The organism is Paenibacillus sp. 1A_MP2, from assembly GCF_052244825.1.
In the GTDB taxonomy this organism is placed as follows: Bacteria; Bacillota; Bacilli; order Paenibacillales; family Paenibacillaceae; genus Paenibacillus; species Paenibacillus vandeheii.
The window spans coordinates 6054787-6077568 of record NZ_JBQQCS010000001.1 but is presented as its reverse complement, the minus strand read 5'-3'; the positions used below and the strand labels follow the sequence as shown (position 1 = coordinate 6077568).

At 48.2% G+C, this 22782-nt stretch carries 16 protein-coding genes and 2 pseudogenes; 15 read left to right on the top strand and 3 right to left on the bottom strand.

The window, feature by feature from the left end; translation table 11 throughout:
* Positions 1-4: 4 nt before the first annotated feature.
* The 5 genes and pseudogenes from ACTWJ7_RS30000 to ACTWJ7_RS29980 all read left to right on the top strand — a co-directional run bounded on the left by ACTWJ7_RS30000 (position 5) and on the right by ACTWJ7_RS29980 (position 10896).
* On the top strand, positions 5-2374 hold the full coding sequence (locus tag ACTWJ7_RS30000) for a DUF4962 domain-containing protein (protein ID WP_301880692.1): 2370 nt from the start codon (positions 5-7) through the stop codon (positions 2372-2374).
* Between the two features lie 140 nt (positions 2375-2514).
* Positions 2515-4062: pseudogene (locus tag ACTWJ7_RS29995) on the top strand (extracellular solute-binding protein).
* Between the two features lie 59 nt (positions 4063-4121).
* Positions 4122-8543: an alpha/beta hydrolase fold domain-containing protein gene (locus tag ACTWJ7_RS29990; RefSeq protein ID WP_301880906.1), complete on the top strand. Its 4422-nt coding sequence runs from the start codon at positions 4122-4124 to the stop codon at positions 8541-8543.
* Positions 8544-8885: 342 nt separating this feature from the next.
* Positions 8886-10688 carry a CotH kinase family protein gene (locus ACTWJ7_RS29985; RefSeq protein WP_301880690.1) on the top strand — a complete coding sequence of 601 codons (1803 nt, stop codon included), beginning with the start codon at positions 8886-8888 and terminating at the stop codon, positions 10686-10688.
* Positions 10621-10896 carry a copper amine oxidase N-terminal domain-containing protein gene (locus tag ACTWJ7_RS29980; protein ID WP_301880688.1) on the top strand — a complete coding sequence of 92 codons (276 nt, stop codon included), beginning with the start codon at positions 10621-10623 and terminating at the stop codon, positions 10894-10896. The genes ACTWJ7_RS29985 and ACTWJ7_RS29980 overlap by 68 nt, the downstream gene beginning before the upstream one ends.
* Before the next feature lie 89 nt (positions 10897-10985).
* On the opposite strand, the gene ACTWJ7_RS29975 is transcribed toward ACTWJ7_RS29980, so the two are convergent.
* From ACTWJ7_RS29975 to ACTWJ7_RS29965, 3 genes are all read right to left on the bottom strand, one after another.
* A complete protein-coding gene (locus ACTWJ7_RS29975; protein ID WP_301880687.1) occupies positions 10986-11942 on the bottom strand; it encodes an ABC transporter permease subunit in 957 nt (318 codons plus the stop codon).
* Positions 11914-12588, bottom strand: coding sequence for an ATP-binding cassette domain-containing protein (locus ACTWJ7_RS29970; RefSeq protein ID WP_301880686.1), 675 nt, complete (start codon positions 12586-12588; stop codon positions 11914-11916). Before ACTWJ7_RS29970 ends, ACTWJ7_RS29975 begins: the two co-directional genes overlap by 29 nt.
* Before the next feature lie 71 nt (positions 12589-12659).
* Complete coding sequence (locus ACTWJ7_RS29965) at positions 12660-13181, bottom strand: hypothetical protein (protein ID WP_301880685.1); 522 nt, start codon at positions 13179-13181, stop codon at positions 12660-12662.
* Positions 13182-13398: 217 nt separating this feature from the next.
* Between ACTWJ7_RS29965 and ACTWJ7_RS29960 the strand changes: the two genes are divergently transcribed.
* The 10 genes and pseudogenes from ACTWJ7_RS29960 (at position 13399) to ACTWJ7_RS29915 (ending at position 22647) form a co-directional block, all read left to right on the top strand.
* Positions 13399-14052, top strand: coding sequence for a Vat family streptogramin A O-acetyltransferase (locus ACTWJ7_RS29960; RefSeq protein WP_301880684.1), 654 nt, complete (start codon positions 13399-13401; stop codon positions 14050-14052).
* Positions 14053-14301: 249 nt separating this feature from the next.
* Positions 14302-14748, top strand: a complete 447-nt coding sequence (locus ACTWJ7_RS29955) for a hypothetical protein (protein WP_301880683.1) — start codon at positions 14302-14304, stop codon at positions 14746-14748.
* Positions 14749-14781: 33 nt separating this feature from the next.
* Positions 14782-16020 carry a sensor histidine kinase gene (locus ACTWJ7_RS29950; RefSeq protein WP_301880682.1) on the top strand — a complete coding sequence of 413 codons (1239 nt, stop codon included), beginning with the start codon at positions 14782-14784 and terminating at the stop codon, positions 16018-16020.
* Positions 16017-16696: pseudogene (locus ACTWJ7_RS29945) on the top strand (response regulator). Before ACTWJ7_RS29950 ends, ACTWJ7_RS29945 begins: the two are co-directional and overlap by 4 nt.
* A gap of 203 nt (positions 16697-16899) precedes the next feature.
* Positions 16900-18711 carry an ABC transporter substrate-binding protein gene (locus tag ACTWJ7_RS29940; RefSeq protein WP_301880681.1) on the top strand — a complete coding sequence of 604 codons (1812 nt, stop codon included), beginning with the start codon at positions 16900-16902 and terminating at the stop codon, positions 18709-18711.
* A gap of 89 nt (positions 18712-18800) precedes the next feature.
* Positions 18801-19361, top strand: a complete 561-nt coding sequence (locus ACTWJ7_RS29935) for an ABC transporter permease (RefSeq protein WP_443146162.1) — start codon at positions 18801-18803, stop codon at positions 19359-19361.
* The gene (locus ACTWJ7_RS29930) at positions 19346-19810 is read left to right on the top strand and encodes an ABC transporter permease (RefSeq protein WP_443146161.1); all 465 of its coding nucleotides are present in this window, start codon (positions 19346-19348) and stop codon (positions 19808-19810) included. Before ACTWJ7_RS29935 ends, ACTWJ7_RS29930 begins: the two co-directional genes overlap by 16 nt.
* 1 nt (position 19811) lies before the next feature.
* Positions 19812-20648, top strand: coding sequence for an ABC transporter permease (locus ACTWJ7_RS29925; RefSeq protein WP_024628830.1), 837 nt, complete (start codon positions 19812-19814; stop codon positions 20646-20648).
* A 4-nt stretch (positions 20649-20652) separates the two neighbouring features.
* Positions 20653-21786 (top strand): ABC transporter ATP-binding protein, encoded by a 1134-nt coding sequence (locus ACTWJ7_RS29920; RefSeq protein WP_301880679.1) that lies wholly within the window; start codon positions 20653-20655, stop codon positions 21784-21786.
* A 60-nt stretch (positions 21787-21846) separates the two neighbouring features.
* Positions 21847-22647, top strand: coding sequence for an ABC transporter ATP-binding protein (locus ACTWJ7_RS29915; RefSeq protein WP_301880678.1), 801 nt, complete (start codon positions 21847-21849; stop codon positions 22645-22647).
* Positions 22648-22782 lie beyond the last annotated feature (135 nt).

Sequence of the window (22782 nt, the reverse complement as noted above, 5' to 3'; positions counted from 1 at the left end):
TACGATGGAAGTGAAGCGGAAACTTGCAGAAAGACCGTTATACCAACCAATCAGCGGGCCGTTCCATGTGGACTATGAGCCTGATGAACATACCGTTCTGGCAGAGAATCCACCGAGGTTTACCTGGATGGCGGCACAGCAGGAGGATGAGAATGCCTATATTCTACAGGTGTCAGTGGGGCCATCTTTTCAGGAAAAAGAGACGAGGACCTTTGCACCGCTTCCATATAATTTTTTTACGCCGGACCGGGTGTTTGAACCGGGGAATTATTATTGGCGATATGCGCTGCTTGTAGATCATCAAGTTCAGCAAGGAAGCGAAGCCGAAGTGGACGCCGTTCTGGGGAAGCAGCAGGAAATGTCGGCATGGAGTGAGGTGCGGCGGTTTACGGTACCAGCGGGATTACCCGAGACACCGATACCTTCTCGGGCACAGCGGTATGTTTCCACGGACACGGCTCATCCCCGGTTATGGCTCGGAGTAAGTGGGCTGCAGGCACTTGCAGATGACATTGCGTCCGATCCCTCATATTGCGGCTGGGATGTATTTATGGCAAATTCCGTTGAGCCGTGGGCAAACCGCGAGCCGATTAGTGAACCGCTGCCTTACCCGGATAACAAACGCGTCGCTCCGTTATGGCGTCAAATGTATATTGACTGTCAGGAAGTGTTATATGCCATTCGTCATCTGAGCATCGCTGGCCGGGTGCTTCGTGACGAACGGTTGCTTGAAGCGGCGAAAACATGGCTGCTGCATGTGGCAGCCTGGGATACGGAGGGAACGACATCCCGCGATTATAATGACGAGGCAGCCTTTCGGGTTGCCGCCGCGCTGGCTTGGGGTTATGACTGGCTGCATGATGAGCTGAACAGCGAAGAGCAAGATGTGGTAAGGCGCAGTTTGCTGCGGCGGACAGAGCAGGTGGCCCAGCATGTGATGGTTCGCTCGAAGATCCATCATGTGCCTTACGACAGCCATGCGGTGCGTTCATTGTCCTCCGTGCTTGTACCTTGCTGTATGGCCTTGCTGCATGAGGAACCAAAGGCCGCAGCGTGGCTGGATTATGCGATCGATTATTATGCCTGTCTGTACTCCCCTTGGGGAGGAAGTGATGGAGGTTGGGCCGAGGGTCCGATGTACTGGACAACAGGCATGGCCTATGTGACCGAAGCAATGAATTTGTTGCGAAACTACGCGGGCATCGACTTCTTCCGTCGGCCGTTCTTCCAGCGTACCGGGGATTTTCCACTCTACGTATACCCTCCTGATGCTCGGCGCGCCAGCTTCGGAGATCAGTCTACGCTGGGTGACCCGGTAAACTTGAAAACAGGCTATCTTGTCCGCCAACTGGCGGGTGTTACAGGCAATCGTTGGTATCAGTGGTACTTTGAACGTGTACGCCAATCCGATCCGGGGACAGAGGGAGCTTTTTATAATTACGGTTGGTGGGACTTTAACTTTGACGACTTGGTATACCGCCACGATTACTCCCAGGTGGAGGAAGAGTCTCCTGTAGACATCGAACCGCTCAAGTGGTTCCGGGATGTGGGGTGGGTAGCCATGCATCACCGGATGGATAATCCGGATGAGCATATGATGCTGCTGCTCAAGTCGAGCCGGTATGGCTCCATCAGCCACAGTCATGCGGACCAGAACAGCTTCACTCTGCATGCATTCGGTGAGCCGCTCGCCGCGGATACTGGCTACTATATCGCGCACGGCAGCTCCTTTCACCGGGAATGGCGCAGGCAGACGCGCTCCAAAAACAACCTGCTGATTGGTGGAGCAGGACAGTACGCCGAGAACAACAAGGTGCTGAATATGGCCGCAACGGGACAGATTGAAGAAGCCTATTGGCGAGACGGTGATGGTTATGTACGCGCGGTAGCGACCGATGCCTACGCCAGCACCGTACCACATGTGAAGCGTGTTGTACGTGAAATCCATTTTCTGCAATCATCCTACTTCGTTATTGTGGACCACATTGATCTGGAGAAGCCGGACAGCGTTCAATGGCTGTTCCATGCACTGCACCCGCTACAGCTGAAAGGGCAGAGCTTCCGTCTAAACGGAAATAAGGCAGGGTTAGAAGGGACTTTTGTCTATGCTTCCTCCGGTGAGCTGGCGCTCAGCCAGACGGATCAATTCGCAGAGGTGGACCCGGCAGAGTACGAAGGGCTGGAAAAGCATTATCATCTAAGCGCGGAAACGCGGCCTGCCTCAAGCCATAGAATTGTAACACTGCTTGTACCGTATAAGGTCGAGGAGCCGAAGTATGTCCCCTATTTCATCGATGACCAGGATCACGGCATCCATCTCTACTTCACCGACAACGGTGTAACGAAGAAGATTGAGGTATCCAAGACGTACTAGAGGTGCTGACCTAAAGAAAACGCAATCTCATCTAAAACATCCCCATTGTTGCAGCGGTGGGGATGTTTTAACATCTAATTTGAAAGCGCTTCACCAAAGAGTGGTACCTAAATCTAAATCAGGATGAAAAGAGGGGTAGCATGAAAAAGTGGATGGTCTCAGGCATGGCGCTATTGCTGGTGGCAGCTGTCATGACAGGGTGCAACAAGGGGAGCGGCGCGGCATCCGGTGAGAGCGGGGGACGGCAAAACGAAGTTCTCCATGTCGTTGCGTACGTTGGCGTATACGTATGTGGAGAAGTCACCGGACATTAACAAGGATAAATGGGTCAAGAAGCTGGAGGATCTGACCCATACCGATCTGAAAATCGTCCTGGTGCCTCATAAGGAATATGAGCAGAAAATGGTCCAGATGTTTGCCACCAACGATATTCCTGATGTGGTGCAGGGTGACGGCGGGGTCAACGGTAAAGAGATGGCCGGATCGGTCGAGGCCGGGGTATTTCAGCCGCTGGATGAACTGCTGCAGCAGTACGGGCAAGATTTGCTCAAAGCCGTGCCGAAAGAAGCCTGGGACCAGGTAACCCATGACGGCCATATTTACGCCATCCCCGAATATTTATCCAATCCATCTCGTCGGGCAACCTGGATTCGCAAGGATTTGCTGGATCAAACGGGGCTACCGGTGCCCACTACGGTCGAGGAGACTATGGACGTTTTACGTGCCTTTAAGAAGCTTGGTGTGGAGAATCCATATATGGGGCGTGAAGATTTCAAGTATGCAGATACCTTTTTCGGTGCCTATGACGTACAGCAATTCCTGTCCATGATGGAGCAGCAGGGCGACCAGGTTGTACCGAAGTTTATGGATAATGAGAATATGCAGCAAGCCCTTACCGTCTACAAGACCATGTACGAGGAAGGGCTCATTAACAAAGAGTTCGCGACCATTAATTCAACGGTTTTCAAAAATACGATTCTCTCTGGCAAAGCGGGCATGTGGTCCATGAACGCCAACGAACTGATCCAGTGGGAGAAGCAGATTAAAGCGTCAGTTCCCGATGCCAAAATCGAGATTATCCCTTCACCTGTCGGCCCGGACGGAAAAGGTGGTTATTATTTGTACGGTCCGGTGACACGGGCTTACTTTATTAACAAAGATGCGGCTGATCCGGCGTCCATTATCCGTTTCTTTAACTGGATGGTGTCAGATGAAGCGGAGAAATTTTTCACGTACGGCACGGAAGGAGAGACCTACACAGAGGATAATGGCGTGATTTCATATACAGCTCCGACAGACTCTGCTGGCGTGGATGAGGAGCGTTACCGTCAGTCGTTCTTATGGTTCGTACAGGATACGACGTACAACAAAGGCTCGTTATCGCTGACAGAAGAAGGCAGAAAGCTGATGAATATTTACGATACTGTTTTAGCAAAAGAAGGCCGGGATGGCATCAACTTTGATCCGCGGTTGGAAGCCTTTGTACAGATCCCGATATTGCTCCCAATTCGGATACACCTCCTCAAGTATTGCTCACACACATGATCAAGATGGTATACGGGAAGGAGCCGATCTCCGATTGGCCGAAAGTGGTTGAGGAATGGAAATCTAAAGGCGGGGATCGTGCGATTGAGGAAGCCACGCAGAAATTCAAGGACGGTGAAGGCGTATCTTTGCCGCGTCGCTAGAATTGGGCGGGATAAGCAACGACTTCAATTAGCAATAGGATGTCCTGCTCACCGTGCAGATGAAACATGTCAACGAGAAGCAGCAGCTCCGGAGAACGGGCAGATCGCAAGGGCATAATGTCAGGAGATTTGACTACCGTGCGGAGGGGATACAAGTGAATGACTTGTTCAAAACGTGGAAAAAGCGCGTTGTACTTGTTGCCATGTCTGTGATTCTCATTAGCGGCACCATCGTTCCAGTACACGAAGTCCGGGCAATGGATGACGCTGCTCCTCATTCTATTTTAAATGCGAAGCAGGAGGAGAATATCCCAGATCCGGAGGGCCCGGAGCTGGAAATTTACGCGGAAAATTTTGATGACCCCGACAATTTTGGCTCTACGGGTGGAATTGCACTGAGAGCTCCCTGGTTGCAGGAAGGTGCAGGCGGAAGCAAGGCCAAAACGTCATCTTCCACAACCGCACCGTCGCTGCCCAACATGATCAAGATGGACGGAACCGATGCTCTCGCACTGCCGCTAAATCTGACCGGATACGGAAACATCCGGTTCAGCTACTACACGCGTGCTTCTTCCTATATAAGTGGGAGCGTCATTATCGAATGGTCCAAGGACGGTGGAACATCCTGGACGACGCTGGAGACGTTCGAACTTCCACCGGGCACCCCGGACCTGAAGAACAAGGAAGGCAATACACTTAAAAGCTGGTCGCTGGGTGCGGAAGCGAACAATAACAGCACGGTGAAAATTCGTTTTCGGACAGGAGATGCCATGCAGGCCAACATGTATATCGATAATGTTGCCATTTACGGTCAGGCCATTCCTGGTATAACACCTGCTCCTTCTCCAGTGCCGCCTGGAGAAGAGGATACTGAATTCACACCACCACAAGGAGTGACTTTATACGAGGATGTGGAGATTGGCACAGCTGGCGGGCGAGCAATCTATTCATCCATTGCTGTTCCCGAGACAGCGACAGCTGAACCGATGCCGGTCATGGTCTATATCCATGGAGGTGGATGGAACCATGGGGATAGAAAGCAAGCACTCGGATCTATATGTAATTATGTACTTAAACGCGGTTACATTGGTGTATCTCTGGACTACCGGCTGACACCTGAGGCACCTTTCCCAGCACAGATTCAGGATGTGAAGCTTGCTATTCGATATTTGCGGGCCCATGCAGCTCAGTACAATCTGGACCCGAGTCGTATTGGTGTCTGGGGATCATCTGCGGGCGGCCATCTGGCAGCATTGCTCGGCACAACAGGGGATATGGTCGCTGGTGACACCGTAGTGCTCGATACAGGAGTGACGGTAGATGTACCGGATCTGGAAGGTTCCGGCGGATGGCCTGAGTATTCCGACAAAGTGCAGGCGGTCGCCGACTGGTATGGACCCGCTGATTTTACGACGACATTTGCCAATAATTATAGCTCGGTCACGGCTCTGCTTGGCGGGCATCGTGCATTCGATGTACCGGAACAGGCCAGACTTGCCATGCCGGGCACATATGCTTCATCGGATGACCCACCGTTTTGGATTCGGCACGGCGATGCTGACGCCACCATTCCCTATACCGACAGCGTTACTTTTGCCGGACAGCTTCAATCCGCGGGTGTCCCAATTGTGGATCTGAAGGTCGTACCCGGCCAGGGCCATGGGTTTACGGGAACGGCATCCGAGACTGCCAATGCAGAGGCGTGGGCCTTCCTGGATGAACATGTGAAGAACCGGGTAGTTACGGAGCCAATAATTTTCAAAAGCAATCCTGAAGACACTTCGCCTGGAGGTGAAGAAGTGGATGAAGAAAAACCGTTGATAGAGAAGGTCATCGCCAGCAAGCTGCCAAGCGACGATGCGGCGATTGACAGCGGCAAGCCTGACCTGAATTTTAATCAGGCTACGGGTTCCAGCACCGGATTGCTCAGCATTTCCTCGACTTCGTCCACCAAGAAATATGTGTATTTCAAGTTTAATTTGACCGGAAATGAGCCCGAGGGAGATCGGTATCGATTGCGGATTGCCGCAAAGAAAGGCACGTCGAATACGGATACGGAATTATCTGTGTACGGTTTGGATGCAACAGACTGGAGCGAATCATCGTTAACTTGGTCGAATGCGCCAGTCAAAAGTCTCAGCGAAAGTTCGCTACTTGGTACATTCCAGGTCACGGCAGATCGTAATGGAAGCCCGGCAGTTTACGAAGTCGATGTAACCGATTATGTGAAGAGTATTTCAGAGGCGGGACAGGTGGCATTTCTGCTGGGGGACGCCGGGTCAACAGGCTTTTCCGTGAACGTGTATACCAAGGAAGCCAACGGAACGAGCAATCCACGTCCGCAGTTATCCGTCATCGCTTTAATTGAAGATGGAACTGACACACAACCCCCGGAGTGGGAGCCGAACGCCTCCCTGGTAGTTCGCAACTGGGGAACGGAGTTTGCCGAACTGAGATGGCCCGCTGCCAACGATGATATAGCTGTATCTGCCTACCGGATTTATCGGGATGGAGGTTTGTTGGCTGAACAAGGTAAGCAGTCATTTCGTGACAGTGGACTTGCAGCCGGAACATCATACACATTTCAAGTGAGGGCCATTGACGAGGTGGGCAACGTCAGCAGTGCTTTGTCAACCAATATGACCACCCTTGCGGTTCCCGTATCGACCCTGCCGGTTGCTTCCGTCTCGGCAAGCGGAAGCGACGGCAACCTGGCGACCAATACCATCGACAATAACAGCTATACACGCTGGTCTGTTGCCGGAGAGGGGCAGTGGATCACGTATGATCTGGGTCAGGCGCAGCAAGTTGGCTATGTTGGTGTTGGTTTTTACAAAGGGGATGTAAGGAAGACCTTTTTTGAAATCGAAACGTCTGTTGACGGTGAACTGTGGACGCAGGTGTTCAGCGGAGAAAGCAGCGGGGATACGACAGAGATGCAAGCATTTGTTATCCCGGACACTTCTGCACGTTATGTACGGATTACCGGGCTTGGGAATTCAGATTCAAGTATTTATACGAGCCTGACCGATGTGCATCTGTATGCCCCTTTTGCTGGGGGAGGGACGCCTGTTGCACTGATTCCATACCTTGAGCCACAACCTCCTGAGGGGACGGTGCCCTTTATCGCTCCAGGTCTGACGGAGACAGATGGAACACCACATGCTGTCCATTCTCCACATGTCGTAACCGGACGAACGATTGATGTAAGGGATTACGGTGCAGATCTGGCTGACAATACAAGCGATGACCGACTTGCTATACAGGCTGCTATTGATGAGGCGAACGTTGGCGATGAAGTGTTTTTACCTAATGGAGTGTACAATTTGTTATCCGGACCAGATGGGACCACTAATCTGATGCTCAAATCCGGGGTGAACCTGAGAGGAGAGAGCAGTGAAGGAACCGTGCTCAAGACATCGCTGGATCAGGTGACGGGCAGCGCCGTCCTGAAAGCATCGGCTCAGCATAGCATTCTCATATCCAATATGACCCTAACTTCTTCCTGGTCCGGTAGCTACACGACCGACCACAAATCCAATAATCCCTCCGCAGGGGGGCCAGATAGCATGATTCACATCGCCAACTATGGCGAGGCTCCGTCGTATAACATTACGATCGATGGCGTGATTGTGGAGAAATTCAAACGAATGGCTATCCGCATCGAGCACAGCCGCGATGTTGTTGTGAAGCATGCAATATTCCGCAATGCAACAGATTTGGGCCCAGGAGGTTCAGGCTATGGAATTTCCATTCAGGGGACGGCCAAGACCGATCGGCTCGGCTTTGCCAATGATACGTTATGGAATGTGGTAGAGGATAGCACGTTTGAAGGTCCTTATCTCAGGCATGGAGCACTGATTCAGTTTGTGGCCCACAACAACGTGCTGCGGGGCAATACGTTTAACGGAACAAAGCTGGATGCCATCGATCTTCACGGCGAACTGGAGTATTTCAATGAAATCTCAGGTAACATTATTACAGATGTTCTTACTGGTGCAGGTATCGGACTCGGCAATACAGGGGGTTCAGCACCCAGCAACCACAGTAAGTCAGGCAAAGGAAACTACATTCATGACAACACGATCACGAACAGCCAAATCGGCATTTCGGTAACCATGGGCACACCCGATACATTAATCGAGGATAATCTCATCGAGAATACAACCACGATTGCAGATGCGGCAGGAATCAAAGTGTTGAACGGACCGGGTACGGTGATTCGAGGCAATGTAATCCGTAACAATACCGCCAGTGGATACTGGGGTGTGCGGCTTGAGCGTGACAAAGGAGATGCTGGAGCGGGCAACATCGGCGAAGGGAACCCCGAGAATGTGTTGATTGAAAATAACCGAATTGAAGGTAACACGAACGGAATCGGACTTTTTGCCGGAGTCGGCATTCTGCTGAAGGTCAACATTCTAAACAATGTAAATGAGAACTACTACAAAGCAGCAGGTGTGACAGTTACCGAGCTATAAATGATCAGAACAAGTAGCCTGGCAGGCGTCTATATAAGTTGAAGCTCAATGTTACACCTAAACGGAGAGTGCAGAACCAATTTGAAGAAGCGAAGCGTTCGCCTTTATCACCGGATTTTTTCCCTTGGACAAAGGGAATGATGAAAATCTGGGGATAAGAGCGATCGGAAAATGGTACTGCAATCGGAGTGATAAGGTGTAACATTAATAGTTCAACTTATGTAGCCTGATGGGCTACTTTTGTTGTGAATCATTGATTTAAGATTCATTAAAGGTTTGTCCCCTACCATGGTTTCATAAGCCTCAGTTGCTTAACAGAAACCAAGAAGGAGGATTCAATCATTGAATAGTTTACTACGTAAAGTTGCAGTAACGGCCTTGTCCGTGACGATGGTAACATCATCTTTTGCCGTGGTAGGAAGCCCGAACGCTGCATTTGCCGCAGAAGATACGAGCACCAGCACAGGTGTCACGCAAGCCTATGAATCGTTGTTCCAGACGGACAACGTTATTGATGTGAATGTTACGATTGATGATGCAGACTGGAAGAGCATGCTCGAAAGCCCGCTGGATAAGGAATATAAGAAGGTCAGTGTGGAAGTGGACGGCAACAAGCTGGATAACGTTGGTTTCTCCACCAAGGGCAATCTGACTTTGAAAGCCGTAGCTTCAATGGAAGATTCGGACCGCTACAGCTTTAGACTGAAATTCGATAAATACGACAAAACACAAACCCTGCTCGGTCTGGACAAAATGGTCCTGAACAACAACTACGCCGATCCATCGTACATGCGTGAAGTTCTTCATTATGAAGCTCTACGCAGCATTGGTATGGATATACCGATGACGAACTACGTTAACTTGTATGTAAACGGCGAACTGGTTGGTTTCTATACCGGGGTTGAAGCGGTAGATGACAGCTATCTGGAACGCAACTACGGTGAAGATTATGAGGACGGAGTCCTCTACGATACAGATGAGAAGAGTTACCTGCAATATTCAGAAGGCAGCGACTACAGCACCATCACGGAAGATTTGGGTACAGACGAGAACAAAACCAAGCTCAAAAACTTTATCAAAACGCTGAATGACATGCCTGAAGGTGAAAAAGGCAATATTGAGAGCGTATTGGATGTCGATTCGGCGCTGAAATATATCGCGGGCAACATGGTTTTTGGCAACTATGACAGCTATAACGGTGACAAAGGCCACAACTACATGCTATATGGAGATGCGGATGGCAAATTTACCGTTGTGCCTTGGGACTTTAACATGTCCTTTAATGGATACTCCGGTGGAGGCGGACGTGGAACAACAGGATCATCCACGACCAACACCAATGCAACGAACGTATCTGTGGACGAGCCAGTGCTTGGCATTAGCATGGAAAACGTACCGATGATCAACAACTTGCTTGAAGTGCCAGAGTATAAGGAAAAATACTTGAGCTACGTCAACGAATTGACGGATTATCTGGAAGGCATCCAGGACCGCATCACAGATCTGGCTGACATCATTCGTCCTTATGTAGAAGCAGATCCTACGAAGTTCTACACAACAGAACAGTTTGAATCGAACATTGCATACTCTGCCAACGCTGATGCAACGGGCGGCACGGGCGGTATGGGTGGTACACCACCAGAAGGATTTGAAGGTATGACACCGCCAGAGGGCATGGAAGGCATGACGCCTCCGGAAGGGTTTGAAGGTATGACACGACCGGATGGAACAACACCACCAACACAGCCAGATGGTACGGCGGGAACAGGGACAACAGACAACGCAGGCAATACCCAGACACGTCCTGGCGGCAACTTTGGCGGAGGTGGGGGTATGGGCTCCATGGCAGCAGGATCGCTGACCACGTTTGCCCTGAACCGACTTGCCAACCTGCAAGAGCAGCTTGGACGTGAAGTAACGCCTTTGCCTGAGACTTCGGAAGATACAGGTACGGATAACGGAACAGGAACAACAGACAAAGCGATCACTGTAACCCTGGATGGCAAATCAGTTACGTTCCCTGATCAAGACCCATTGCAACAAAGCGGACGAGTGACGGTTCCTGTGAACGCTATTCTTGAAGCTTTTGGGTGCAGAAGTAACGTGGGACAAAACAGCGAAAACCGTAACCGCCGTTCTGAATGACCAGACGCTTGTGCTCCAGATCGGAAGCAGCACGGCAACGGTGAATGGTGAAACGCTCGAAATTGATGCACCAGCCATAATCAAAAACAGTCGTACGCTGGTGCCGGTACGCTTCATCTCTGAAGGACTGGGACTGACTGTGGATTGGGATCAAACGGCAGCACAAGTCACACTTACATCCAAATATGAAATCTCTCCGGTAGAGTAATGTTGTTCTACGGAGAACGAGGAAAGGGATTCGATGCTCAGATCGAATCCATTTTTGCTCTGCTTTTTCTACAGAAGGAATAATAAATTTTACATGTTGTACTTACTTTGCCGAGAAAAGCTTACGTAGGATAACAGAATAGATAATACTAAGACAGCAATTAAAATACTAAAAGAGGTCATTTCAGAAACAGGGGTTGGTTTGAATAATTGGAATCTCCCTTTAAATTCGAAAATATCGTGAGCTACTACAGAAATAATGTTGCGTATATCATATTTTCCAAGCACGGGAACTATAAAATCGTATACAAAAAATATAATGACAGGTAAAAGTGCTGATTTAAATAAAATCCCCAGTAGAAAACCGATTGATGCAAAGACAAGACTTATCATTAAACTGAATAAAAGTTGAACAATTAGGTTGTTATGATCCAGGCTAGTATTAAATCTTGCTGAAATGTCATTTGGAATTCCATTGATGATTTGTTGGTGAAACAAATATCCTGTTATGAATGAAACAAGTATTGTCGTAATAAAAATAATTAAAACTCCTAAATATAAGGAGAGAAATTTTGATGTGATTAATTGCGATGAAGCCATTTGAGTTGCTTTTATTCTAATAGTTTTATATTTATAGTCATAAGAGGCTAGATATATAGAATAGATTACAAAAATAATTGGAAAAAAAACAAATGTCATCCATTCCAATGTATTTGTGATAATTGACCTATTATTGAGTAATCCTATAGCATCACCTGCTTCAGCTAAACGAAAACGTACAGGATTATCCACAATTTGTTCGGAACCAGTTCCTGTGATATTTATTGGCATGTCCAGCATTTTATCAACATCCATACCTTCTTCTTTATACAAATTATAAGTTTTAACATATAGGTCATAGGAACTCGTAGCCTTTGATTTTAAGCCATATATGTTGAGGAAAGAAATGAAGACAGAAATAATTACAGTGATCCATATTATGTGAGAATACCACTGATATTTCAGTTCTTTTTTTGTACTATTTAATGTAACGTTCGTAGATTTCATTCAATCCTTCCCCCTCATGAAGTTTGAAATCTTTGATTTGGATCGCAGATTGATCATGGATTAAAATTAGATCATCAATGATGGATGTGTAATATTCAAAATGATGCCCTATTGCTACAATCGTGGTATCCATTGACAACTTTTCTAATATAATTTTGAGATCCATCAGAGTATCGTGATCTAATCCATTGGAAGCTTCATCAAGAAATAAGTATTTGGGCTTAGTTACCAAAGCTATCATAAGGCTTAATTTTTTTCTTTGTCCCAAAGAATAAGATTTAACTTTATTTTTGAGAATTTCTGGTTTAAGAAAATGTGGCATTAATATATTATGATTTTTTTCATTTAAACTAGATGTTTGATTAGATAACAACTCTAAATTTTGAAGTCCCGTTAAATTGTGATAAAGGGGACTGTTATCATAAACAACCAATACCTTTTCTCTAACTTCTTCTAAAGGTTGATCATTATATTTGATTTCCCCATGGTAATTTTCGAGATTTAAAAGACATTTTAGTAAAGTGCTTTTTCCAGAACCATTTGGCCCCGAAATAAATGTAATTTTATTTTCAGGAATTTGTAATTCGATATTATTGAAAATAACTTGTTTTTTATATTCTTTTGATAGTTTTGATATAGTTATCATAGTTGTCACCTCTCATAACTGAAAACAACGACCATTGTAAATGGTCGTTGTTTTCAGTTGTTATAAGTATTTTAGTAGTTAGTAGCTGTCCCATCTTTGAAAACTTTAATGTAATCGGAAAAGTCAGACTCGTAGACGTTTACATCTCCCCAAGGAGTGACTACTCCGGCTCCGATGGTAGTTTTAGAAAGATAGATATGGTAAGAAGCAGCAGAAGAACTTTGCTTAGTGATACCACCTTTTCTCACAGTATTCGGAAATACAAATCCTGAATCTTGGCTACCACTACTCGTTGTGATTTGAGTTGCATTTGCAGTCCAATCTACTACCGCATCGGACCAAGCTAGAAAACTGCCTCTTGATAATTTTACTGAATAAGAGGAAGTAGCTGCCGCTAATGAGCTTACATTGTCTTCACTAATATTCTCCTTGTTCACCTGACTAAGTGTAGCATTGTTTGCTGCTTTAATTACTTCAAGTTGATCAGGAGTGAGGTCCTGAACACCCGAAGCGAAAATTGGAGAAACAGAGAATAGTAAACTTAAAGCTAAAGCACCTGACGCAACTTTCGGTAAAATACGCGATAATTTCATTCGAAAACCTCCCATATAATTAGAATACTTTTAAATATTACCAAAAAAAATTACAAAAGTATACATTTATTTGTAAAAAATATATTTGTTTTTACATATTTTGTTTTTTTGTTGTGGTGTCTTACCTATTATATAGGGAGATAATATTTAAATGTCTTTGCTAGCTCATATACAAGGTTATATTTCTGATACAATGAGGGAAAAGGAGGGAACACATATGGCTCCCGATAAAACAAAACTTTTTCCTAATGATAATATTCGTACCGTTTGTTACATTCAAAATTTGCCGCCGCGCTCTAATGTGCTGATCGGTGATTATACGTATTATAGTGACAATAGTCGTCCACCCGAGCAATTTTATGACCGCATTCAGCATCATTATGATTTCCTGGGTGATCGTCTGGTGATCGGCAAATTTTGTGCAATTGCCGAAGGCGTGACATTCATTATGAATGGTGCCAATCATCGAATGGAGGGCATGACGACTTATCCCTTCAATATTTTCGGTGCTGGTTGGGAGAGAGTAACCCCTACGCTGGATCAGCTTCCTTTTAAGGGAGACACTGTATTGGGAAACGACGTCTGGATTGGGCAAAATGTAACCATTATGCCGGGTGTCACTATTGGAGACGGTGCCATCGTCGCTTCCAATGCTACGGTCACCAAAGACATCGAGCCTTACACCATTGTGGGTGGAAATCCTTCCAAGCCAATTAAAAAGCGCTTCGACGATGAAATCATTGCTTTACTGATGGAGCTGAAATGGTGGGATCAGGATGAGGCGTGGTTGGACACACATTTGGATCGACTGGTCTCTACATATGATTCGCATGATTCGCAGACTTTGCGTGAGCTTTTGAAGAGCAAGTAGGTTATGTGCGTGAATTCATTTGCAAAAATGCGAGGCTATCGCTGGTTCCTTATGGAGCCGGCTTTTTTTATTTCGGCCTCCAAATGCTCCATTATCATCGCACTTCATGCAACCTTGCATATCCACATTAAGCCCCTGGATGGAAGCGCCTAAGAGAGCCAATCCATCTATAGGTGGACTTAACTGCCGCGGAATTCGGCTACACTGAATGTAGATCGAAGAACATGTGGAGAAGGTGAGGAAAGAAACATGATGAATATTGTGATTGTAGCCGTCATTGTTCTATTGTTATCTTTAAGGGAGAAAGAAGTGAAGACCTCACGTTTATGGTTGTTACCAGCTATTCTTGCGTTTTGGGTGCTTTCGAGCATAGCACAGACGCCACTAACGGTGGGCAACATCCTGTTATATATTGTTTTTCTCATTATAGGTTGCGGGCTTGGCGCGTGGCGTGTACATCTGGAACAGCTTCGAATCCATCCGACCACAGGCAAAATGATGTCCAAGGGATCTCTGGCCAGCAGCTTGCTCCTGATCGTAGTTATGATGCTGAGACAGCTCGCCAGCCAATGGGATGTGCATCATGCTTTGGTCTCCCTGAGCAGTGCTCTGTTGTTTCTGCCTTTGGGAAGCATCGCTGCCCGACGTTATTTTCTGTATGCCAAAGTCCAGCGTTTTCAAGGCAGAGGTGTATAATCGTTTCACATTTTAGGATTGGAAAGGATAGCTATGCAGAACGATTCGAAATGGATGCAGATTCGAACGGTGGTACTGGATCATACAGCAGATATTATTTTAACGTTGTTACTGCTCTACAGTCTGATTGAGCCCCTCAAAGAATTGTCGTGGGTCGAGTTGGGTGCAGGACTGATCGTTAGGCTGCCGTACCTGATGTTGGTTTGGGTTCCACAGTCACTTCGAAATGAGCGAATACGGACGTTAGCGGTATTGGTGATTTGGGTCGTGACGCTGCTCTATGCCCAATTCTTCCAAGCCGAGAGTCGCATATTTGAATTAACCTTTTATCTCATCGGATATACTGCGCTGAAGCTGCCCATCCATCGTTCTTCGTTGCTTGGTATCATTATTCTCATCGGGAATGCGGCGCTACTTTATGTGGATGAATACGAAGGTGATCAGATTCTGGTGTATTCGATGGCTCACGCTGTAACCTATATTCTGTGCTGGGCTGCAAGAATTAGACGGGAAAGCAGACAGGACAGCAAACGCCATTATGAGGAATTGCAGAATGTACATGCTGAACTGACACATGCCCATCAGGAGCTTCAGGATACACATCAGGAGCTGGAGCAGGCTACCGTGCGATTGATGCAGTATGCCGTGCTTGAAGAGCGAAGCCGGATCTCTATGGATTTGCATGACAGTGTTGGCAACCGATTGACCTCCATTATTGTTCAGCTTCAGGCATTACCTTATATGATGAAGATGGACGCAGCGGAAGCGGACAAAGCGATGGGAACAGTACTTGAAGTGGTCAGACAATGTCTCCAGGAGGTTCGGACCGTTGCTCATCAGATGGGCAGCAATGAAGCAGGCCTCGGGCTGGTCGCCTTGACGAGTCTGGTGAATGAGATACGAGAGATGGCAGGCTTCACGATCAAACTCACTCCCCAGGAGCAGACGAGTCATTGGACGCCAGAAACGTCCGAGCTACTGTACCGTGTACTTCAGGAAGCGTTAACGAATATCATTCGTCATGCCCAGGCTTCCCAAGTGAAGGTGGACATATTGGAGAAGGAGAATCAGCTTTATATGATTGTGGAGGATAACGGAATGTATCGAAAAGAAAATCCGATCTCCCCCGGTTTTGGACTGTCGAGTATGAGAGCAAGGTGTGAAAGGGCAGGCGGCTCCTTGTCCATTGATGCGGTCGACCCACATGGAATGAGGCTAACCCTTACGATTCCTCAAGATGCGAAGGAGATGATGGGAGGTGATGAACAATAATGGAGCAGAACATACATGTACTACTCGTGGACGACCAGCATCTGGTCCGGCATGGGCTCCGTTTTATTATTAGTGCACAGCAGGATATGGAAGTGGTAGGCGAAGCGGGCGGGGGACATGAAGCAGTCCGGCTGGCAGCTGAGGTTCGTCCACATGTGGTGTTAATGGATGTGCAGATGGAAGCAGGAGACGGACTGGAAGCGACAGCGGAGTTGCTGAAGGTGCTGCCTGACTGCAAAGTAGTCATCCTGACCACCTTCGATCATGAGGATTATGTGTACAAAGGAATACGTGCTGGAGCCGTCGGATATTTGCTCAAGGATGCGGCACCGGATGAACTTGTAGATGCGGTACGAGCTGCGTACCGGGGGAGGCTATTTATCGCACTGCGGTGGCATCGAAGGTGATCGGCCTCGCCATTCGTTCAACCCCGAGTCATCCGGATTCGGTGAAGGAAACGGTAGCAAACGAACAACTGCCAGAACCCTTTACCGGACGGGAATTGGAGGTTTTGCAACAGATGGCATACGGATTACGGAATGAGGAGATTGCCCGTAAGCTTTTTATTGGAGAGAGCACAGTCAAGACTCATGTACATCGTATTCTGCAAAAGATTCAGGTGGAAGACCGCACACAGGCGGTCGTCTTTGCGATTCGTAATGGATTCGTCAAGTAAACGGTGCTTCATCCTTAGTGGAGTAATAATACAAATCAATAAATAACCAGCTGCCCCATGCGGAGCTGGTTATTTCGTGTGACCGCAAAACAATGTCTCAACATTGAGAAAAGAGATGGAATGTTTGGTGTGAGATAAGTCATAGAATAACTTTAAGTAAGCGCTTCCAATAATGTCAAAATGAATTCACGGAGGGGTTCAGGATGCGATTCAAGAGTGCTGCAAAACCGCTCGTTGCTCTGTTCATGTCTGTCACGCTGTTAGCCGCATGCCAAAGTGTTCAGCCGCCATCAGTAAGTGAACCACAAGGGACGGTGGATACACCGACCACGACAACCCAGAACGAACCTGCACCACAAACCAACAAGGAAACCCCGCGTAACGAGACCTTGTATATCAACGGGCTGCAATGGGGGCCACCTACCAACTTTAATCTGCTGAGCGGAAATCCCGCATTTCCTGTGAATTACGGCAACTCCAGGGAACTGGTGTACGAGACGCTGTTCATGGTGAATCAGCTGGACGGTGGGCTTGAACCTCTCCTGGGCAAGTCGTATGAATGGACGGATGAAACCACACTGCGTATTGAATTGAATGCGGATGCGAAGTGGAGCGACGGGACGGATTTTACGGCAGATGATGTTGTATATACCTATGAGCTGGGCAAAAAATACGATATCAACTGGAGCAGCTTCTGGACTTACATCAGTGAGGTGACAGCAGATGGAGCACAGGCCGTGGAAATCAAGCTGAACCCCGATAACCCGAACAAACTGACCGTACTAGACAGCATTGAACTGATTCCGATGCTGCCGAAGCACATCTGGGCAGAGATCGAGAAGAAGAACAATAATGATCTGACCGCGATTCGCAAAGAGATCAATGACAATCCGGTGGGAACCGGAGCATATAAGCTTCATTTTTATAACGACCAGAAAATTACGATTGTCCGTGACGACAACTACTGGGGCCAGAAATTGTTTGGCAAGCTGCCTGCACCGAAGTACATCACCCATGTGATCTACAAGGACAATGCCGCAGGAGATCTGGCGTTCAAGAGTGGGCAAGTGGACGTCTCGCAGCAGTTTATCCCTCAGGTGTGGAAGATGTGGGAAGGCGGGGCTGCCGTCAAAACATATCTGAAGGATGCGCCGTATTATCTGCCCGGTTCCATGCCAAGCATTTTCTTCAATCTGTCCAAAGCTGGACTCGATAATGCTGACGTTCGCCGCGCGATAGCCATGAGCATCAACTATGACAAAATCTCGGAGCTCGCCATGAGCGGATATTCTGCACCGATGCAGCCTTCCCTGACCTTGAACTCGGACGCCGAGTCCAAATACATTGACCAGGATGCCATCAAATCGTTGCAATGGACGATGGATATTGAAGGTGCCAATGCCCTGCTCGACAAGATTGGAGCGAAGAAAGGCAAGGATGGCATCCGCGTCCTTAACGGCACACGCCTTGGACCTTTCGAAGTTGAATGCCCATACGGTTGGTCTGACTGGAATGCTGCCCTGGAGATCGTAGCACAGAGCGCCAAGGCTATCGGTATCGAGATTCGCACCAAATTCCCAGAATCCCCGGTGTGGACGAATGATCTGCAAACCGGCAAATTCGATATCATCATGAACACACCGGCGGGCGGGGTCAGCCCAAGCCAGCCTTGGAACCGTGCGATGACGATCATGTACTCCAAAGGGGTTGCCCCAATGGGCGAGATGGCGTTCTGGAACTGGGGACGTTACCAGAATGACCGCGCAGACGCCATTATTGAAGAGATTCCATCCGTGTCTGACGAGGCGAAGCTGAAGTCATTGTACACCGAACTGAATACGATCTGGCTGAAAGACATTCCTTCCATTCCGTTGATGTACAGACCATGGGTGTTCGACACCGTGAATGAATCGGTCTGGAAAGGTTTCCCGACCGAAGGAGACGGCACCAACATTCCACCGCAAATCTCGATGGATGGAGCCGGCATCAAGGCGTTATATCAGATTCACAATTAAGGAACTCATATTGAATCAGGACACGATGAAGTAACACGTCACTTCAGACATAAGGCCCTTATCCGCTAAACTCGGGGGTGCTAAATTCTATGAATGCCTATTCCAGATATGTCGCCAAAAAAGTATTCTGGTACGGCCTGACCCTGGTCATTGCCATCGGACTGAATTTTATTTTGCCAAGACTGATTGAGGGCAATCCGGTGAGCATGATCGCTTCCAAAATGACGTCAGGGATGACCGACTCGGATTCCATCAAGCGGGTGTATGAGACGTTTACGGTTGAATTCGGCATTGATCAGCCGCTATGGACACAATTCGGCATCTATTTGAAAAATCTGTTTACAGGCAACCTCGGTACGTCCTTTGGACTGTATCCGAAGCCTGTGACGGACATTCTGGCCTCCGCCGTCCCTTGGACGGTGGGGCTTCAGCTTCCGGCCATTCTGGTCGGCTGGCTGATTGGCAATTTGCTCGGGGCTATTGCGGCGTACCGGAAGGGTGTTTTTGATAAAGTGCTGTTTCCGGTAGCGTTGTTTATCAACTCCATTCCCTTTTTTACTCTGGCTATTATTATGCTGTATGTCTTTGCGTTATCACTGAAATGGTTCCCGCTGTCGGGGGATATGACTTCCAGATGGTACCACAGCTGAGCTTCGACTTCATCATGTCCGTGGTTCGACACCATACCTTGCCGTTTCTCTCCATTGTTCTCGTGACCATTGGTGGTCAGGCTATTGGCATGCGAGAGATGTCCATCTATGAGCTGAATTCCGACTATGTGCTGTACAGTAAATTGCTGGGCATACGCGACGGCCGAATTGCGCGTTATGTATTCCGCAACGCCATGCTGCCGCAAATTACGGGACTTGCGCTCTCCATCGGCACGATGGTTGGCGGATCACTCATCTGTGAGATTGTATTCAGTTATCCGGGCATCGGCACATGGCTGTTCACGGCCATAAGGCAGCTGGATTACCCACTAATCTCGGGGTGCACGCTGCTGATTGCCATTGCTGTATTGCTTGCGAATTTTACCATTGATGTCATCTACGGCTTCATTGACCCGCGCATCAAGGCCGCTCAAATGGAGGAACAGTGATATGAAGCATTCGATCTCGATTTTGCTGAAGTCACCCAAATTCATGATCGGTGCGGTGACTTTTGTCGGCATGCTGCTCTTGGTTACGATCTATCCGCTCATCAATCGCAGTGATCCCCTGGAGATGATTGCGATGGCGTTCCAGCCGCCGGGTGATGGCCTGCTGCTTGGCTCGGACAATTTTGGACGGGATATTTTCCTTGAATTGATGTATGGCATCCAGACGTCTATACGCGTGGGACTGATTGCAGGTATTTTTGCGACCGTTATCGGTCTGGTCATGGGCCTGGTGTCGGGATATATCGGAGGAATGCTGGATAACTTTCTGACGGCAATTACCAACATATTCATCGTTATACCTTCGTTCATCATCCTGATCTTGATCTCGGTCAGTATTGATTCACGCAGTTCTCTAGTGACGGCCATTATTATCGGGATAACCAGCTGGCCCTGGACAGCCCGGGCTGTGCGAGCCCAGACGACATCTCTTCGCAGCCGGGATCATGTGCATATTGCGAAAATTTCGGGACACAGTACGCCACGGATCATTATTCATGAGATTTTGCCGTATATCGCGTCTTATGTAGTGATGGCTTTTGTACTCCAGACGGCCTCGGGCATCCTGTCCGAAGCTTCCATCTCCATGCTGGGGCTGGGACCGTATAATACGATCTCACTCGGCATTTTGATGAACTGGGCATTGGTGTTCGAAGCACCAGTAGCAGGGGCATGGTGGGCATTCATTCCTGCGGCGCTGGCGATTGCCGTCATTACCTTCTCGCTTTATCTGATGAATACGGGCATGGACGAAATTTTCAATCCGAAAATAAGGAGCTAAGACCATGAACCAACCTATACTTCAGGTCAGCGGTCTCAAAACCTACTACCGTACCCGGCTCAAGGAAAATGTCTTTGCCGTTGACGGGGTGGAATTTGGACTGGAAGAGGGGCAGACTCTTGGTATTGCAGGTGAATCGGGCTGTGGCAAATCAACGCTGGCACTTAGCCTGATGGGCTTTTATTTCCCGCCCCTGCATTATGGCAGTGGTTCGATCCGGATCAATGGTACCGATATTATGCAGTTGAACAAAGAGCAGCTTCGTGCTCGTATTCTGGGCAAGGAAATTGCCTATATTCCCCAGGCTGCCATGAATGCACTGAATCCAACGCTGCGGATTATCAGGTTTATTGAAGACATCATGAAGGAACATCGTCCGGAGATGAAACGTCCGGATGTGCGGAAGATGGCTACGGAGCGCTTCCAATCATTGAATCTGTCGCCGGATGTGCTGGATATGTATCCAAATGAATTGTCCGGCGGTATGAAGCAGCGTACGGTCATCGCGATCTCCACGATTCTGAATCCGAATGTGCTGATTGCGGATGAACCTACTTCGGCACTGGACGTCACTTCTCAGAAGGCGGTCATCCGTTTGTTGAAGGATTTGCTGAACCGCAAGGTCATCAAGTCACTGGTATTCATCACACATGAGTTGCCATTGCTGTACCATGTGACGGATGAAATTATGGTGATGTATGCCGGGGAGATCGTGGAGCGAGGAACGGCAGAGCAAATGATTTTCAATCCACTGCATCCTTATACCCGCAAGCTGATGGGCTCCATCATTGTTCCGGAAGAGGGCATGAAGGAGCATAAGCTGGCTGCCATTCCCGGTGCACCACCGAATCTGAAAAATGTGCCGGAAGGCTGTCGCTTCGCAGAGCGCTGTACACTGGTGACCGACGAGTGCCGCCAAGGGAAAATTGAGAACATTCATGTTGATGGGCGCTTATATCGCTGTCTCCTGACACCGGAGATGCTGGAGCAGATCAGGGTGAAGGAGCAGGAAGGGCACTTCGAGCAGGAGCGGAATGATGAGTTCCAGGAGCGGGAACAGAACCAAGAGGAGAACGCTTCTAACGGAGAAGAAGTCGAGGATGTTCAAGTTGACACAGACGATAGTGCAGACCAATGAAATGATTCCTTCTGGGCGTAATCGGCTCGGATCAAGGCTCCCTGAAAGGAGTGAGGTAGTATGACGATGGGCAAGGTGCTGATCAGCGGCCGCCATCTGTCCAAGGTGTACGGTACAGGCAATCGCAAAAAGGCAGCGGTGGACGATGTGAGCTTTGATTTTCATGAAGGGGAGATTATCTCCATTGTGGGAGAGAGCGGCAGTGGTAAGACCACGCTTGCGAAAATGATTATGGGATTGCTCAAGGAATCGGATGGAGCGATCGAATACGATGGCAAGCCAAGACAGCTGAAGCGGTACCGTGAGCGTAAAGCCTATTGGAAGGATATTCAGGCCATTTTCCAGGACCCGTTCTCCTCGTTCAACGTATTTCACCGGGTGGAAAAGCTGCTGGTGGACTGTATCAAACTTCAGGGACTGAAACTGAACAAGGACGAGGAATATGCCAAAATGAAGGAAGCCTGTTCCTTCGTTAACCTGAAGTTCGAGGAATTATACAACAAATATCCGTTTGAACTGTCCGGTGGACAGATGCAACGGCTTATGATTGCCCGCATTTTCATGCTGCATCCCAAGGTGCTGATTGCGGATGAACCGACTTCCATGGTGGATGCCTGCTCGCGTTCAACCATTCTGGATATGCTGCTCAAGCTGCGTGACGAGAACCGCATGACTATTGTATTTATTACGCACGACGTGGGGCTGGCTTATTATGTGAGCGACACGATCTGCATTATGGAGCAAGGACGAATGGTGGAGGCAGGGAGAGCAGAGGAGGTCATTCACCATGCAGAGCATCCCTATACCAAGCAATTAATCAATGACGTACCCAAAATTCATTCTCCCTGGGTGCTCGATTGACACAAATCAAGCCCTGGACCGTGTTGAGCGGAACAGGGCTTCTTATTGTCCAAGATGAAAGGTTCGTTTTAGCGAGTGGGTGGTTGTGGCGTCTGTGCAGACTCTTCTAATGGGGGTGTTGAATGGGTGTGATCT

What these genes read in the sequence shown, in the direction of transcription:
- ACTWJ7_RS30000 (WP_301880692.1), top strand. Translation starts at nt 5, where the DNA reads ATGGAAGTGAAGCGGAAACTTGCAGAAAGACCGTTATACCAACCAATC.
- ACTWJ7_RS29990 (WP_301880906.1), top strand. Translation starts at nt 4,122, where the DNA reads ATGAAACATGTCAACGAGAAGCAGCAGCTCCGGAGAACGGGCAGATCG.
- ACTWJ7_RS29975 (WP_301880687.1), bottom strand. Translation starts at nt 11,942, where the DNA reads ATGAAATCTACGAACGTTACATTAAATAGTACAAAAAAAGAACTGAAA.
- ACTWJ7_RS29970 (WP_301880686.1), bottom strand. Translation starts at nt 12,588, where the DNA reads ATGATAACTATATCAAAACTATCAAAAGAATATAAAAAACAAGTTATT.
- ACTWJ7_RS29965 (WP_301880685.1), bottom strand. Translation starts at nt 13,181, where the DNA reads ATGAAATTATCGCGTATTTTACCGAAAGTTGCGTCAGGTGCTTTAGCT.
- ACTWJ7_RS29960 (WP_301880684.1), top strand. Translation starts at nt 13,399, where the DNA reads ATGGCTCCCGATAAAACAAAACTTTTTCCTAATGATAATATTCGTACC.
- ACTWJ7_RS29955 (WP_301880683.1), top strand. Translation starts at nt 14,302, where the DNA reads ATGATGAATATTGTGATTGTAGCCGTCATTGTTCTATTGTTATCTTTA.
- ACTWJ7_RS29950 (WP_301880682.1), top strand. Translation starts at nt 14,782, where the DNA reads ATGCAGAACGATTCGAAATGGATGCAGATTCGAACGGTGGTACTGGAT.
- ACTWJ7_RS29940 (WP_301880681.1), top strand. Translation starts at nt 16,900, where the DNA reads ATGCGATTCAAGAGTGCTGCAAAACCGCTCGTTGCTCTGTTCATGTCT.
- ACTWJ7_RS29935 (WP_443146162.1), top strand. Translation starts at nt 18,801, where the DNA reads ATGAATGCCTATTCCAGATATGTCGCCAAAAAAGTATTCTGGTACGGC.
- ACTWJ7_RS29930 (WP_443146161.1), top strand. Translation starts at nt 19,346, where the DNA reads ATGGTACCACAGCTGAGCTTCGACTTCATCATGTCCGTGGTTCGACAC.
- ACTWJ7_RS29925 (WP_024628830.1), top strand. Translation starts at nt 19,812, where the DNA reads ATGAAGCATTCGATCTCGATTTTGCTGAAGTCACCCAAATTCATGATC.
- ACTWJ7_RS29920 (WP_301880679.1), top strand. Translation starts at nt 20,653, where the DNA reads ATGAACCAACCTATACTTCAGGTCAGCGGTCTCAAAACCTACTACCGT.
- ACTWJ7_RS29915 (WP_301880678.1), top strand. Translation starts at nt 21,847, where the DNA reads ATGACGATGGGCAAGGTGCTGATCAGCGGCCGCCATCTGTCCAAGGTG.